Origin of the sequence: Duganella alba, assembly GCF_009674495.1 — a bacterium.
Taxonomy (GTDB): domain Bacteria; phylum Pseudomonadota; class Gammaproteobacteria; order Burkholderiales; family Burkholderiaceae_D; genus Rugamonas; species Rugamonas alba.
In genome coordinates this window covers 70815-86351 of sequence record NZ_WKJN01000013.1, presented here as the reverse complement: position 1 = coordinate 86351, position 15537 = coordinate 70815, and the positions used below count along the sequence as shown (strand labels likewise).

The 15537-nt window shown below is 65.0% G+C and carries 8 protein-coding genes; 2 read left to right on the top strand and 6 right to left on the bottom strand.

What is annotated here, in order from left to right:
- Positions 1 to 36 precede the first annotated feature (36 nt).
- The 6 genes from GJ695_RS14915 to GJ695_RS14890 form a co-directional block, all read right to left on the bottom strand.
- Positions 37 to 843 (bottom strand): CsgG/HfaB family protein, encoded by an 807-nt coding sequence (locus tag GJ695_RS14915; RefSeq protein ID WP_154366005.1) that lies wholly within the window; start codon positions 841 to 843, stop codon positions 37 to 39.
- Positions 844 to 917: 74 nt separating this feature from the next.
- Complete coding sequence (locus GJ695_RS14910) at positions 918 to 1703, bottom strand: TatD family hydrolase (RefSeq protein WP_154366003.1); 786 nt, start codon at positions 1701 to 1703, stop codon at positions 918 to 920.
- A 4-nt stretch (positions 1704 to 1707) separates the two neighbouring features.
- Complete coding sequence (lolD, locus tag GJ695_RS14905; RefSeq protein ID WP_154366001.1) at positions 1708 to 2412, bottom strand: lipoprotein-releasing ABC transporter ATP-binding protein LolD; 705 nt, start codon at positions 2410 to 2412, stop codon at positions 1708 to 1710.
- A complete protein-coding gene (locus GJ695_RS14900) occupies positions 2405 to 3670 on the bottom strand; it encodes a lipoprotein-releasing ABC transporter permease subunit (protein WP_154365999.1) in 1266 nt (421 codons plus the stop codon). Before GJ695_RS14900 ends, lolD begins: the two co-directional genes overlap by 8 nt.
- Positions 3671 to 3813: 143 nt before the next feature.
- Positions 3814 to 4533 carry a PEP-CTERM sorting domain-containing protein gene (locus tag GJ695_RS29830; RefSeq protein WP_229260538.1) on the bottom strand — a complete coding sequence of 240 codons (720 nt, stop codon included), beginning with the start codon at positions 4531 to 4533 and terminating at the stop codon, positions 3814 to 3816.
- Positions 4534 to 4568: 35 nt separating this feature from the next.
- A complete protein-coding gene (locus GJ695_RS14890) occupies positions 4569 to 12527 on the bottom strand; it encodes an SdrD B-like domain-containing protein (RefSeq protein WP_154365997.1) in 7959 nt (2652 codons plus the stop codon).
- Between the two features lie 262 nt (positions 12528 to 12789).
- Between GJ695_RS14890 and GJ695_RS14885 the strand changes: the two genes are divergently transcribed.
- Complete coding sequence (locus GJ695_RS14885) at positions 12790 to 13815, top strand: hypothetical protein (RefSeq protein WP_154365995.1); 1026 nt, start codon at positions 12790 to 12792, stop codon at positions 13813 to 13815.
- Complete coding sequence (recJ, locus tag GJ695_RS14880; protein ID WP_154365993.1) at positions 13812 to 15506, top strand: single-stranded-DNA-specific exonuclease RecJ; 1695 nt, start codon at positions 13812 to 13814, stop codon at positions 15504 to 15506. Before GJ695_RS14885 ends, recJ begins: the two co-directional genes overlap by 4 nt.
- Positions 15507 to 15537: the final 31 nt, after the last annotated feature.

Below are 15537 nucleotides of genomic sequence, written 5' to 3'. Positions count from 1 at the left end.
TTTTCGCCCTCCGATATTGGTTTACGTATCGCCGGTTTATTTGGCGCTGACGTCGGTGGCATTCACCATCACGTGCTCGCTGATGTTACGGGCGGCGATGGTCTCGGTCAGGAACGAGGTCGAGCGCACCAGCAGATCGCGCGCCACCTCTTCCAGCGGCGAACCGGAAATGCTGGCGTGGCTACCGCCCAACACTGTGCCGCCGCCCCAACCCAAGGCCGAGATGCCGAAACCGTTTTTCTCATTGTTGGCCTGGAAGGTCCTGGAGGCGATGATGCGGGCGCGGCGGATGTCCACCACCCGGATATCCATGTTCATGTGCACCTTGGATTTCTTGAAGTCGACCGCGCCGGCCAGGAAGCCCAGCGGGCCGCGCAGGAAATTGGCGCCGCCCAGGCCGGTGGAGCTTTGCTCAAAGCCCAGCGACGTGATGGAACCGGTGATCATGTAGTCGGCCGCATCCGCCTCGACTTTCTTGCCGACCAGCGCGAGTTCGCGATTGATTTCGTCCAGTTCGGCGCGCTCCTGCACATCGAAGCAGCCGGTCTGGGTCAGCGCGGTGGCCAGCATTTCGGTCATGCCGGTGCCGACGCCCGTGTAGCGCGGCTGGCTGACGTTGCCGGAACGCTCCCACCAGCGGTACTCGCGGGGGTCCTGCTGCGTGCCGCCACCCGAGCAGTCCGCGGATTTGCATTTGAATTCGGTGAACACCACCTTGGCGGCCGGACTGCTGCACCGGGGCACATCGATGGCGCGCTCGGACACCTGGCTGGCGTCCGCCATGCACAGCGCGGGCGCCAGCAGGAAGATGGCGAAACTAATGCTGAGGACGTTTGTTCTCATTGCAGCCTCCATTATTAATCTAATAAGATTAATTATTATGCACTGTTGTGCAAACAATATCTATCGGAATGGGACTACAGTCGAGGTAAGGCTGCCTTGGCGTTGGCCGTGGTGGCGGCGGCCACCTGCTCCAGCGTGATGCCGCGCAGTTCGGCCAGCACGGCGCCGATGCGGGGAATCTGATCCGGACTGTTACGGCCGGGATGGACCCAGGCCGGCGAAATGTCCGGCGCGTCGGTTTCCAGCACGATGGATTCGAGCGGCAGTTCGGCCGCCATGCGGCGTATTTGCAGCGCGCGCGTGAAGGTCATGGCGCCGCCAAAACCCAGTTTGAAACCGAGGTCGATGTAAGTTTTGGCCTGCTGGTCGCTGCCGTTGAAGGCGTGGGCGATGCCGCCGGCCGGCGGTATCTGCCGCACGTGCTTGAGAATCACGTCCTGCGAACGGCGCACGTGCATCAGCACCGGCAGGCTGAATTCGCGGGCGATCTTCAGCTGTTCGCGGAAGAAGAACACCTGCTTCTCGCGCATGGCCGGTTCGGTCAGCATGGGAATGAAGAAGTCGAGGCCGATCTCGCCCAGCGCCACGAAGCGCGGGTCGGCCATGGCGGCGGCGACCTGTTCGCGCAGCACGCGCAGGTCGTCTTCCTTGGCGTTCGGCACGTAGATCGGATGGATGCCCAGCGCGTAGCAGCCGTTGTCGATGCTGGCGGCCAGCTGGCTGACGATGGAAAAATTGGCCGTCTCCACCGCCGGAATGACGATCATGCCGACACCCTGCGCCTTGGCCAGCGCGGCCTGCGCCACGGATTCGTTGCCGAATTCGTGGGCGTCCAGGTGGCAGTGGGTGTCGATCCACATGGTGTCAGCCCTCGTCGGCCTGCAATCCCTGGTCGGTCATGCGCAGTACGCGGTCGCAGCGGCGCGCCAGTTCGATGTCGTGGGTGACGATGACAAAGGCCGTGCCCAGGGTGCGCGACAGTTCCAGCATCAGGTCGAAGATCTGCTGCGCGGTGGCGTGATCGAGGTTGCCGGTCGGTTCGTCGGCCAGCACGCAGGCCGGCTGCGTGACCAGCGCGCGCGCCAGCGCCACGCGTTGACGCTCGCCGCCCGACAGCTCGCCCGGCACGTGCGACACGCGCTTGCCAAGGTTGACGCGCTGCAGGATCTGCTGCGCGGCCGACGTGGCTTGGTCGCGTTTCACGCGGCGTATCATCAGCGGCATGGCGACGTTGTCCAGCGCGCTGAATTCCGGCAGCAGGTGGTGGAACTGGTAGACAAAGCCCAGCGACTTGTTACGCAAGTCGCCGCGCGCGGTTTCGCTCAGGCTGGCGAAGTCGTTGCCCTGCAAGGTCACGCTGCCCTTGGTCGGCGTATCGAGGCCGCCCAGCAGATGCAGCAGGGTCGACTTGCCGGAACCGGAGGCGCCGACGATGGCCACGCGCTCGCCACGACGGATGTCGATGTCGATCCCGGCCAGCACCTGTACCGAATACGCGCCCTGGGTGAAGGTCTTGCCCAGGTTGCGGCAGGACAGGACAACAGGTTCCTGGTTACTCGTGTTACTCATAGCGCAGTGCCTCCGCTGGTTTGACGCGGGCGGCCCACCAGCTCGGGTACAGCGTCGCGACAAACGCCAGCACCACGGCGACGCCGCCAATCTTGAATACATCCGGCCAGCGCAGGTCCGACGGCACGGTGCTGATGTAGTAAATATCCTTGGACAAGAACTGCACTCCCAATAAATGTTCGATAAACGGTACGATCACGTCGATGTTGAGCGCCACCAGCACGCCCAGGCCGACGCCGATGGCGGTGCCGAGAATGCCGACCAGCGCGCCCTGGATCATGAAAATCTTCATGATCGACGGCGGCGAGGCCCCCAGCGTGCGCAGGATGGCGATGTCGGCCTGCTTGTCGGTCACGGTCATCACCAGCGTCGACACCAGGTTGAACGCGGCCACCGCGATGATCAGAGTCAGGATGATGAACATCATGCGCTTCTCGGTCTGCACGGCGGCGAACCAGTTGGCGTTCAGCTTGGACCAGTCGCGCACGAACAGGTCGCCCGGCATCGACGCCTTCAGGTCCTGCGCCACCTGCGGCGCGCGGTGCATGTCCTGCAGGCGCAGGCGCAGGCCGGCCGGCGCATCGATGCGCAACAGTTTTTCAGCGTCGGTCAGGTGGACGAAGGCCAGCGCCGAGTCGAATTCGTTGTGGCCCGCCTCGAAGATGCCGACCACGGTGAACGAGCGCAGACGCGGCAGCACGCCGGCCGGTGTCGGCTGGCCCTGGGCCAGCGCCAGCGTCACCTTCTCGCCGAGGTTGACGCGCAGCGCGCGCGCCAGCTCGATGCCGAGCACGATATTGTAGGCGCCCGGTTGCAGCGCATTGAAGCTGCCACGTTTGGTCTGTTTAGCGACGTCGGAGACTTTCGGCTCTTCTTCCGGCAGCACGCCACGGATGATGGCCGGACGCAGCACGTCGTCGCGCACCAGCATGCCCTGGGTTTCGGCGAACGGCGCGGTGCCGATCACTTCCGGATTCTTGCGCGCGGCGGCCGCTTCTTCCTGCCAGTTCGGCATCGAGCCCCGGCCGTCGAAGATTTCCACGTGCGCCAGCACCGACAGCATGCGGTCCGTCACCTCTTTCTGGAAACCGTTCATCACCGACAGCACCACGATCAGCGCGGCGACGCCGAGGCCGATGCCGGCCATGGAGATGAGCGAGATAAACGAGATAAAACTATTGCGTCCGCTGCGCTTGCCCGCCCGCGTGTAGCGCAGGCCGACCAGCCACTCGAACGGCAGATTCTTCATAATACTCATGGGCTCCGGAAGGGATCGAACTGAATAAGCCCGAAGTTTGCCATACAAACGCACTTTCATGGGTGAAACACCGAACTTTCCGGGCATAAAAAACCGCGCCGGGCAGCACGGCTGCGGGCGCGGTGGAAGATCTTAAGATCGTCTTAAGCGGCGAACTGTTCGCTCTTTTTCGATTTGCGGCGGGCCATGAAGCCGACCAGGCCCAGGCCGGCGCCCAGCATTGCCCAGGTGTCGGCTTCCGGCACTGCGGCGACGGTGGCGGCGATCAGCGTCTGCGAGTTCTCGGCGGTGAACACGGTGTACTGGTACATGCCGCTCGGCGTGGTGATTTTGGCCGCTTCGCTCAACATGTGGGCGGCATCGTTGACACGGCTGTCGATAAACAGGCCGTTCGAGGTCTGGCTGAAGTATTGTTTGCCGGTAGCGGTTTGCGCCAGATCGCCGTCGTCGGCCTGCAATTCCCACAGCGCCAGCTGGAAGGAGAACTGCTGGTTGGCGTTGCCGATCGTGTCTTTGTACGAACTTTCGTACAGCGCGCGCACCTTGTCGCTGACCCACGCCGTGGTCGCGCTGTAGTGCGGCGTGTAGATGTAGGCGTCCTTGGCCACATTTGGTTCGAAGCAGAACGCCAGGTAGCTCTGGTTGGCGTCCTGCTCATTGACCATTTCGTAGACATTCACCTGAATGTTGGCGGATGCCGATGGCTTGTCGTTGATCGACTTGCCGCCCGCGTCCGTCAAAAAGCCGGCGAAGTTGGAGTCGCTGGTGTACGTGTCGGCGGTTCCGTTACCGGCGTGAGCGGCGCCGGCGAACGCCAGGGTGATCGCCAGTGCCGCGGTGTTCAGTGCATGCTTGATTTTCATGGTCTTCTTCTCTCTGTCAATAATTGGTTTAAAAGTTATGCGTGAACAACCGGGGTCTGGCCCACCAGCTCCGCTGCCGGCGCAGCGCTTTGCAGCAGGTCGGCGATGGTCGGCGCCTTCACGCCGGCCGCTGCCGCATCGGCTGCCGCGACGTTGAAGTAGACGTCGGTCATGTCGGCGGTCTTGCCGTTGCTCAGCGTGACGCTGCTGCGCTCCAGGTGCAGGTTGTTGTTGGCGTCCAGGAACGGCAGTTCGGTGTAGGCGACCTTCAGGCTGGTCACGCCGGCCTGCGCCAGGCTGATCAGCTCGCCCGCGTCGGTCTTGCCGTTGCTGTTGGCGTCCTGCCAGATCATCAGGCTGGCGAACTGCGCGTCCTTGGCGTCGACCACGCCGTCGCCGTTGCTGTCGTAGGTGGCCAGCTTGGCGAAGCCCGAACCCTTGCTGGCGCCGCCGAACAGTTCGCTGATGTCGTCGATCTGGCCGTTGCCGTTCTTGTCGATCGCCAGGAAGCCATCGTCCTTCGACAGCCAGCCGGTGGTGATCGCCTTGCCGGTGCCCAGCAGGTCGAAGCTGCCGGTGTTGGCTTCACGCGAAATCGTGTGGATGCCGTCGCCGTTCAGGTCGATCGCGATCGGCGTGATGCTGGCATCCCAGCTCATGTCGTTCTTGCCGGAGGTCAGCGTGATGGTGTCGGTCTTGGTGGTGTTGATCAGGTTCTTGCCGTCACCCGCCACGTCCGAATCGAGACCGTCGTTGCTGCCGACGTTCTTCACGCCCCACTTCCAGTCGCTCATGTTGTAGGTGCCTTTATCGGAGGCGAAATACACCTTGACGTTGGTCTTGTCGAACGCCAGGTAGTAGTCGCCGGGATTCAGGTCGCTGAACTTGTAGTTGCCGTTGGCATCGGTCTTGATGGTGCTGCCGACCTGCTTGCCGGTGACGGCGTCGAACAGCGACACGCTGATGCCGCCGATGCCCTCCTCACCCGTATCCTGGATGCCGTTGTGGTTGGCGTCGCGCCACACCTTGTCGCCGATGCTGGCCTTGCGGTAGATGCCGGCGTCCTCGGTGGTGACGTTCTGGCCGGCCGCCAGCGTGATGCTGTCGGTCTTGCCGCTGCTGCCCGATACCGTGGTGATGTCGGAATCCTTGGCGTCGCTGCCGACGCCGGACTTGGTGAAGTACCAGCCGCTGCCGTTGACCACTTCCACCTTGTAGTTGCCGGCCTGCAGATCGTCGAACAGGTACTGGCCGCCGTCGTGGGTGACGGTGGTGGCTTTCAGCGTGCCGGCGGCGTCGTACAGCTTGACGGTGACGCCATCGACGCCCTTCTCGCCGCTGTCCTGCACGCCGTTGTAGTTGGCGTCTTCCCACACGCGGTCGCCGATGCTGGCCGACTTGACCAGGCCGGCGTCATGGGTCTTGTCGACCTGGCCCGAGCTCAGCGTGAACTGGGAGATCAGGCCGGTGCCGTCGGCGTCGGAATCGACGGCGTCGTTGCTGCCCTGGCCCTGCTTGGTAAACACATAGCCGTCCGGCGCGGTGAACTTGACCGAATACTTGCCCGGCGCCAGATCGGTGAACGAATACAGGCCGTTGCTGTCGGTGGTGGCGGTGCCGATGGCCACGCCTTTGTCATTCAGCAGCGTGACCTTGACGCCCTTGGCGCCGCTCTCGCCGTTTTGCTGGATGCCGTCGCCGTTGGTGTCGTACCAGACCTTGTCGCCGATCTCGCCTTTCTGATACAGGCCGGCGTCGAGATTGGTGACGTTCTGGCCGGCGCTCACGGTGACCGAGCCGAGGTTGCCGCTGGCGTCGGCGTCGCTGTCGACGTTGCCGTTGCTGCCCTGGTCCTGGGCGGTGATCAGGTAGCCGCTCGGCGCCTTGATGCCGACCGAATAGGTGCCCGCTTCCACCGAAAACTTATAGTTGCCGTTGCTATCGGTGGTGGTTGTCTTGATGACCTTGCCGCTGGTGTCGCGCAGTTCGACCGTGACGCCGGACTTGCCGCTCTCGCCGTCATCCTGGATGCCGTTGGCGTTCTTGTCGATCCACACGCGGTCGCCGATGGTGGCGGCGGCCAGCACGCCGGCGTCGACCGTCTTGTCGGCCTGGCCCGAGGTCAGCTTGACCACGTGCGACACGCCGGCGGCGCTGACGTCGGAATCGATGGTGTCGTTGCTGCCGACGTTGGCGGTGGTGAAGCTCATGCCTTCCGGCAGCGATGCCTTGTCGAACACCACGGTGTAGTTGCCCGGCTTCAGGTTGCCGAAGCTGTAGTTGCCGTCGGCGTCGGTGGTGACGCTGGCGCCGACCTGCTTGCCATCCGCATCCAGCAGCGTGACCTTGACGCCGCAGACGCCGCATTCGTCCTTGTCCTGCAGGCCGTTCTTGTTGCTGTCCAGCCAGACGCGGTCGCCGATGCTGCCCAGCTTGTACAGGCCGGCATCCACGGTGGTGTTGACGTCGCCAGCCTTGAGCACGATGCTGCCGCTCTGGCCGGTGGTGCTGAAGTCGCTGTCGATGGCGTCGTCGGCGCCCACATCCTTGCCGGTGAAGTAGTAGTCCTTCGGCGCGGTGACGGACACGGTGTAGGTGCCCGGATCGGCGGTGAAGCTGTACTTGCCGTCGGCGCCGGTGGTGGTGGTCTGCACCACCTTGCCGGTGGCGTCCTTGAGCTGCACGCTGACACCACCGATACCGGCTTCGCCCGCATCCTGCACGCCGTTGCCGTTCTTGTCCTCGAACACCAGGTCGCCCAGCTTGGCCGGGACGGCGACGATGCCGGCGTCCAGGTCGTTATACACCTGGCCGGAGGTCAGCTTGACCTGCGCGGTCTTGCCGGTGCTGACGTTGGCGTCCGAATCCTTGGCGTCGTTGCCGCCCAGGTCGGCGCCGGTGAACACGTAGTTGGCCGGCAGGCTGCCCTTGTCGAACTGCACGCTGTAGGTACCCGGCTTCAGGTTGGTGAAGCTGTAGTTGCCGGTGGCGTCGGTGGTGGCGGTGGCGCCGGTCGGATTGCCGGCGGCGTCCAGCAGGATCACCTTGACGCCGGCCACGCCGGTTTCGCCGGCATCCTGCACGCCGTTCTTGTTGGTGTCCATCCAGACTTTATCGCCCAGCGTCGCGCCCTTGTAGAAACCGGCATCGACGTTGTTGTTGGTCTGGCCGGCGGTCAGCGTGATGACATCGCTCTGGCCGCTGGCGTTGATGTCGCTGTCGATGCCATCCGCACCCTTGTGCTGGTCGGTGGCGGTCATGCCGGTTGGTGCCGTGACCGAGACCGTGTACTTGCCGGGATCGACGGTGAAGCTGTATTTGCCGTCGGCGCCGGTGGTGGTGGTCTTGACGATATTGCCGCTTGCGTCCTTCAGGTCGACCTTGACGCCGACGATGCCCGCTTCGCCGCTGTCCTGCACGCCGTTGCCATTGCTGTCTTCCCACACGCGGTCGCCCAGCGTGGCCTGCTGGATCACCAGGCCGGCGCGCAGCGTCAGGTCCTGGCCCGAAGCCAGCGTCACCTGCGCGGTCTTGCCGGTGCCGGTGTCGGCGTCCGAACCCGCACCGCCAGGACCGCCTTGGGCCACCGAGGTGAAGTCGTAGCCGGCCGGCAGGCTGCTCTTGTCGAACTGCACGCTATACGTGCCTGGCTTGAGGTTGGTGAACTGGTAGTGACCGGCCGCATCGGTAGTGGCGGTGGCGCCCGGCACGGCAACGCCGTTGGCGTCCAGCAGGATAACCTTGACGCCGGCGGCGCCGGTTTCGCCGTTGTCCAGGCGGCCATCACGGTCGGCGTCGAACCAGACGACCTGGCTCAACGAGGCCGGGCGGTAGATGCCGGCATCGATGTCGTTGTTGACGCTGCCCGCAGCCAGCGTGACCTTGGCATCGCCGGTGGCGTTGACATCGCTGTCCAGCGCGCCATTGCCGCCCTGGCCTGCGCCGGTGAACACGTAGCCCGATGGCGGCGCCACCGACACGGTGTAGGTGCCCGGATCGACGGTAAAGCTGTACTGGCCGCCGTCATGGGTGACCACGGTGCCGACCACATTGCCGCCGGCGTCCTTCAGCGAGACGGTGGCGCCATCGACGCCCTTCTCGCCCGCATCCTGCACGCCGTTGCCGTTGCTGTCTTCCCACACACGGTTGCCCACGGTGGCCTGCACGACGACGATGCCGGCGTCCAGGTCATGGTTGTTTTCGCCTGCGCCCAGCGTCACCTGGCCGGTCTTGCCGGTGCTGACATCGGCGTCCGAGCCGGTATCGGCAGCGCCCTGGCCGGCCGTGGTGAAGGTGTAGTTGGCCGGCAGGCTGCCCTTGTCGAACTGCACGCTGTAAGTGCCAGGCTTCAGGTTGGTGAAGTTGTAGTTGCCGTTGGCGTCCGTGGTGGCGGTGGCGCCGGTCGGGTTGCCCGATGCGTCCAGCAGGATGACCTTGACGCCGGCCACGCCGGTTTCGCCAGCGTCCTGTACGCCATTGCGGTTGGCGTCCAGCCAGACCTTGTCGCCCAGCGAGGCCGGCGCGGCAGCGATGCCGGCGTCCAGGTCGCTATAGACCTGACCCGAGGTCAGCGTGACTTGCGCGGTCTTGCCGGTGCTGACGTTGGCGTCCGAATCCTTGGCATCGTTGCCGCCCAGGTCGGCGCCGGTGAACACGTAGTTGGCCGGCAGGCTGCCTTTGTCGAACTGCACGCTGTAGGTGCCCGGCTTCAGGTTGGTGAAGCTGTAGTTGCCGTTGGCGTCGGTGGTGGCCGTGGCGCCGGTCGGATTGCCGGCGGCGTCCAGCAGGATCACATTGACGTTGGCCACGCCGGTTTCGCCGGCATCCTGCACGCCGTTCTGGTTGGCGTCCAGCCAGACCTTGTCGCCCAGCGTCGCGCCCTTGTAGAAGCCGGCGTCGACGTTGTTGTTGGTCTGGCCGGCGGTCAGCGTGATGACATCGCTCTGGCCGCTGGCGTTGATGTCGCTGTCGATGCCGTCCGCACCCTTGTGCTGGTCGGTGGCGGTCATGCCGGCCGGTGCCGTGACCGAGACCGTGTACTTGCCGGGATCGACGGTGAAGCTGTACTTGCCGTCGGCGCCGGTGGTGGTGGTCTTGACGATGTTGCCGCTTTCGTCCTTCAGGTCGACCTTGACGCCGACGATGCCCGCTTCGCCGCTGTCCTGCACGCCGTTGCCATTGGTGTCTTCCCACACGCGGTCGCCCAGCGTTGCTTGCTGCACCACCAGGCCGGCGCGCAGCGTCAGGTCCTGGCCCGAAGCCAGCGTCACCTGCGCGGTCTTGCCGGTGCCGGTGTCGGCGTCCGAACCCGCGCCGCCAGGACCGCCCTGGGCGGCCGAGGTGAAGTCGTAGCCGGCCGGCAGGCTGCTCTTGTCGAACTGCACGCTATACGTGCCTGGCTTGAGGTTGGTGAACTGGTAGTGGCCGTCCGCATCGGTGACTGCGGTGGCGCCGGGCACGGCAACGCCGTTGGCGTCCAGCAGGATGACCTTGACGCCGGCGGCGCCGGCTTCGCCGTTGTCCAGGCGGCCGTCACGGTCGGCGTCGAACCAGACGACCTGGCTCAACGAGGCCGGGCGGTAGATGCCTGCATCAATATCGTTGTTGACATCGCCCGAGGCCACGGTGACTTTGGCGTCGCCGCTGGCGTTGACGTCGCTGTCCAGCGCGCCATTGCCACCCTGGCCTGCGCCGGTGAACACATAGCCCGATGGTGGCGCGACCGACACGGTATAGGTGCCCGGATCGACGGTAAAGCTGTACTGGCCGCCGTCATGGGTGACCACGGTGCTGACCACGTTGCCGCCGGCGTCCTTCAGCGACACGGTGGCGCCATCGACGCCCTGCTCGCCCGCATCCTGCACACCGTTGCCGTTGCTGTCCTCCCACACGCGGTTGCCCACGGTGGCCTGGACGACGACGATGCCGGCGTCCAGGTCATGGTTGTTGTCGCCCGAGTTGAGCGTCACCTGGCCGGTCTTGCCGGTGCTGACATCGGCGTCCGAGCCGGTATCGGCAGCGCCCTGGCCCGGGTTGGTGAAGACGTAGTTGGCCGGCAGGCTGCCCTTGTCGAACTGCACGCTGTAGGTGCCTGGCTTGAGGCCGTTGAAGCTGTAATTACCGCTGGCATCGGTGGTGGCGGTGATGCCGGTCGGATTGCCGGCGGCATCGAGCAGGATGACCTTGACGCCGGCCACGCCGGCTTCGCCTGCGTCCTGCACGCCGTTGCGGTTGGCGTCCAGCCAGACCTTGTCGCCCAGCGAGGCCGGACGGTAGAAGCCGGCGTCGACGTCGGTCTTGACCTGGCCCGGCGTCAGCGTGATGGCGCTGGTGTTGCCGCTGGCATCGATATCGCTGTCGACGGCGCTGTCGCCGCCCTTGCCGGCGGCGGTGGCGAGGTAGCCGTTTGGCGCCGTCACCGACACCGAATAGGTGCCCGGATCGACGGTAAAGCTGTACTGGCCGCCGTCGTGGGTGGTAACGGTGCTGACCACGTTGCCGCTGCCGTCCTTCAGCGCGACCTGCACGCCGTCAATGCCCTGTTCGCCAGCATCCTGCACGCCGTTGCCGTTGCTGTCTTCCCACACGCGGTCGCCAATGGTGGCCTGCTTGATGACGATGCCGGCGTCCAGGTGCTGGTTGCTGTCGCCCGAGTTCAGCGTCACTTGCGCGGTCTTGCCGGTGCCGACGTCGGCGTCCGAATCCTTGGTGGCGTCGCCGCCCTGGCCCTGCGCGGTGAACAGGTAGTTGGCCGGCAGCGTGGTCTGGTCGAACTGCACGCTGTAGGCGCCCGGTTTCAGGTTGCTGAACTGGTAGTGGCCGCTGGCGTCGGTGGTGGCGGTGGCGCCGGCGACCGGATTGCCGCTGGCGTCCAGCAGGGTGACCTTGACGCCGGCCACGCCGGCTTCGCCAGCGTCCTGCACGCCGTTGCGGTTGCTGTCGTACCAGACGGTGTCGCCCAGCGATACCGGACGGTACAGGCCGGCGTCGGCCTTGTTGTTGGTTTCGCCCGGCGCCAGCGCGATCTGCGCGGTGCTGCCGGCGGCGTTGATGTCGCTGTCGACGGCGTTGTTGCCGCCCTGGCCCTGCTGGGTGGCGACAAAACCGGACGGCGGCTGCACGGTCACCGAATAGGTGCCGGCGTCAACGTCGAAGTGGTAGGCGCCCGAGGCGTCGGTCTTGGTGGTGGCGACCACCTGGCCGCCGGCGTCCTTCAGCTGCACGGTCACGCCGGCCAGGCCGGCTTCGCCGCTGTCCTGCACGCCGTTGCCGTTGCTGTCTTCCCAGACGAAATCGCCCAGGTGCGCCTGCGGCACCTTGAAGGTCAGGTAGTTCGGCGTGGCGCTGGTGTCGGCCGCGCCGCAGCCGACCAGGCCGCCCGCGTCGCGCACCTTGAAGCCGACGTCGAAGCTGCCCGAAGTGCTCTGGCTCGGCTCGAAGGCCAGCTTGCCGGCGGCGATGTCGGCGGCGGAGATTTCCGCGCCCACGGCCACGGCCGCGCCGTTCAGCGTCAGTTTGCCGGCGGTCGGCAGCGTGGTGATGATCACCGACTGGAAGGCGTCGTGCTCGACCTTGTCGACAAAGCCGAAGTCGCTCTGCGCCAGCACCACCGCATGGCCGTCATTCAGGTTGAAGGTCTTGTCGGCGCCGGTCGGCGCGTCGTTGACCGGGTCCACCACCACCGTCACGGTGAGGGTTATGTTGTTCGAGACGCCCTTGCCCTGGTCCAGTACAAATTCGAAGGTGGAAAACGTGCCGTTGTAGTTTTCTGCCCACTGGCCCGGACGCACGTAGATGGTGTCGGCGTCCACCTTGCCGATCAGCGGCGTGTCGGTATTGACGACCGTGTGATCGGGCATGGTCACCGACATGCCGTTGATTTTCAGCGTGGTGCTAGCAGTGTAGCCGGCGCTGGCCAGCAGGTCGCGGATATCGAAAGTACCATTAGTATCTTCACAGATGTGAATAGTGGTTGCGAGACTAAGCGAGCTCATACAAGGCCTTCAAAGATAGTTTTTGGAGTTATAAATCTGGCAGACACGGCGGCTACGCTGATTGGGTAGGCAGTGGCAGGTAAAGCAGGAATTTGGTGATCACGGGGTTTAAGTGATACCTTGTGTGCATCTAAGTTGTCGCAATTATAGCGAACATTTACTTACAATAATTAAATTTTTTCCTACTCCTGTGGTTTTTTTGAAATTGTTATTGCTTTAAAGAATTAATTCAACAAACCGCGCTTTGCCCTACAATCTCGGGATGACCGAAATTACCCTTGCCTTACCCTTTGCCCTGCCTCCGCCGGAGCTGGCCAAAGACCTGCTGCGCGCGCTCAAGACCCCGGCGCTGGCAACGTTGTTGTCCCGTCACAGCGCGTTGGAATATAGTTTGTTCGACAATAACGCCCGCGTGCTGCCGCACGAAGCCTGGCTGACCCGGGCGCTCGGCCTCGGCAATGGCGCCGGCGCGCCGCTGGCCACCGCCTGCATGCGCGGCTGCGGCCTGCACAGGGAAGCCGAGCAAGGCCACTGGTTCATGCTGCAGCCGGCTTACGTGCAGATCTCGCGTACCCATTTCCTGCTGACCGACCTGCGCAACCTGCAATTGAGCGAGGCCGACTCGCGCGGCCTGTACGACATCGCCCGGCCGTATTTCGACGACATCGGCCAACCGCTGCTGCACGGCGCGCCGGGCCTGTGGTTCATGCGCGCCGACGACTGGGCGGCGCTGGATACCGCCTCGCCGGACGCCGCCACCACCCAGAGCATGGGCGACTGGCTGCCGGAAGGCGACCACGCACGCGCCTTCCGCAAGCTGCAAAACGAAATCCAGATGCTGTGGCATGAACATCCGATCAACGAAGCGCGCCAGGCGCGCGGCCTGCAGGCGGTCAACTCCTGCTGGCTGTGGGGCGGCGCAGGTCCGGCCGCGCCGAGCGGCCAGGTCGCCATCGGTGGCGGCACCGCATGGATGGCGGCTTTGGCGGCGCCGGACCTGCGCGCGCCGACCGCGCAGCAGTTGATCGCCAAACCGGGCGCCGTCATGCTGGCCGACCTGATCGCGCCGGCGCAGGTGGGCGACTGGGCCGACTGGCTGGCGCGCATGCAGCGCATCGAGCAGGAATGGTTTGCGCCGCTGCTGGCGGCGCTGAAGGACGGCCGCATCGGCAGCGTCAAGCTGGTGCTCAGCCACCGCTTCGGCACCACCACCGTCACCAGCAGCAAACTGGCGCAGCGCAAGTTCTGGCGCCAGCCTTCCCTGAATTCCCTGTTGAAGCAACCATGACCCGCATCGCCACCCGCTCCTTCCCGTTCCGCGAATCAGAAATGCTGCGCCAGAACGGCATCCACCCCGTGCTGGCGCGCCTGTACGCGGCGCGCGGCCTGACCGATGTCAAAGACCTGTCCAGCGAGCTGGCGGCCATGATTCCGCCATCCGGCCTGCTGCACATCGACGCCGCCGCCGTGTTCCTGGCCGATTCCATCGCCGCCCACAAGCGCATGGTGATCGTGGCCGACTACGACTGCGATGGCGCCACCGCCTGCGCCGTGGCGCTGCGCGGCCTGCGCGCCATGGGGGCGAATATCGACTTCATCGTGCCGAACCGCTTCGAGTACGGCTACGGCCTGACGCCGGAGATCGTCGAGCTGACCGCGCGCGAAAAGCAGCCGGACATCATCATCACCGTCGACAACGGCATCGCCAGCATCGACGGCGTGGCGGAAGCCAACCGGCGCGGCATCGAAGTGGTGGTGACCGACCACCACCTGCCGGCCGACACCCTGCCGGCCGCGCGCGTGATCGTCAATCCCAACCAGCCGGAATGCGGCTTCCCGAGCAAGCATATCGCCGGCGTCGGCGTGATGTTCTACGTGCTGCTGGCGCTGCGCGCGGAGCTGCGCAAGCGCGGCGTGTTCGACGCCCAGACGCAGCCCAAGCTGGACAACCTGCTGGATCTGGTGGCGCTCGGCACCGTGGCCGACGTGGTGCGGCTGGACGCCAACAACCGCATCCTGGTGGCGCAAGGCCTGAAGCGCATGCGCGCCGGCCGCATGCACGCCGGCGTGGCGGCCCTGTTCCGCGTGGCGGGACGCGAAGCGCGCAACGCCAATCCCTTCGACCTGGGCTTCGCGCTGGGACCGCGCCTGAACGCCGCCGGCCGGCTGGAAGACATGTCGCTGGGGATCGAATGCCTGATCACCGACGACGAGGGCCGCGCATGGGAACTGGCGCAGCAGCTCAACGACATCAACCTGAAACGCCGCGAGATCGAGGCCGACATGCAGGACGCCGCCCTGTTGCACCTGGACGCCTTCGAGCCGGCCGAGCGCAGCACCATCTGCGTGTTCGACGACACCTGGCACCAGGGCGTGATCGGCATCGTCGCCTCGCGCCTGAAAGAAAAGTTCTACCGCCCGACCATCACCTTCGCGCCCGGCGCCGATGGCTGGATCAAGGGTTCCGGCCGCTCGATTCCCGGCTTCCACCTGCGCGATGCGCTGGACCTGGTGTACAAAAAAGCGCCGTCGCTGATCGACAAATTCGGCGGCCACGCCATGGCGGCCGGCCTGACGCTGCGCGCCGACGCCTTCGACGCCTTCGCCGAGGCCTTCGAGGAGGTCGGCCGCGCATGGCTCAGCAAGCAGCAACTGGAACGCGTGATCGAAACCGACGGCCCGCTGGAAGATGCCTACTACACCACCGGCTTCATCGAACTGATGGCCGGCCAGGTATGGGGCCAGGGATTCGCGCCGCCGGTGTTCTGCGACGAATTCCGCGTGGTGAGCCAGCGCATCCTGAAGGAGCGCCATCTCAAGCTGCTGCTGGAGAAAAATGGTTCACGCTACGACGCCATCTGGTTCGGCCATGTCGACTCGCTGGGCGACCGCGCCAAGGTGGCGTTCCGCCTCGACGCCAACGAGTACAACGGCGTCACCAAGGTGCAGCTGCTGGTGGAGCACGCCGAGCCGCTATAACTAAAAGCGGCCATGGATTTAATATTTGTAC

Coding starts and splice junctions, on each gene's coding strand:
- GJ695_RS14915 (WP_154366005.1), bottom strand. CDS start 843: ATGAGAACAAACGTCCTCAGCATTAGTTTCGCCATCTTCCTGCTGGCG.
- GJ695_RS14910 (WP_154366003.1), bottom strand. CDS start 1,703: ATGTGGATCGACACCCACTGCCACCTGGACGCCCACGAATTCGGCAAC.
- lolD (WP_154366001.1), bottom strand. CDS start 2,412: ATGAGTAACACGAGTAACCAGGAACCTGTTGTCCTGTCCTGCCGCAAC.
- GJ695_RS14900 (WP_154365999.1), bottom strand. CDS start 3,670: ATGAGTATTATGAAGAATCTGCCGTTCGAGTGGCTGGTCGGCCTGCGC.
- GJ695_RS29830 (WP_229260538.1), bottom strand. CDS start 4,533: ATGAAAATCAAGCATGCACTGAACACCGCGGCACTGGCGATCACCCTG.
- GJ695_RS14890 (WP_154365997.1), bottom strand. CDS start 12,527: ATGAGCTCGCTTAGTCTCGCAACCACTATTCACATCTGTGAAGATACT.
- GJ695_RS14885 (WP_154365995.1), top strand. CDS start 12,790: ATGACCGAAATTACCCTTGCCTTACCCTTTGCCCTGCCTCCGCCGGAG.
- recJ (WP_154365993.1), top strand. CDS start 13,812: ATGACCCGCATCGCCACCCGCTCCTTCCCGTTCCGCGAATCAGAAATG.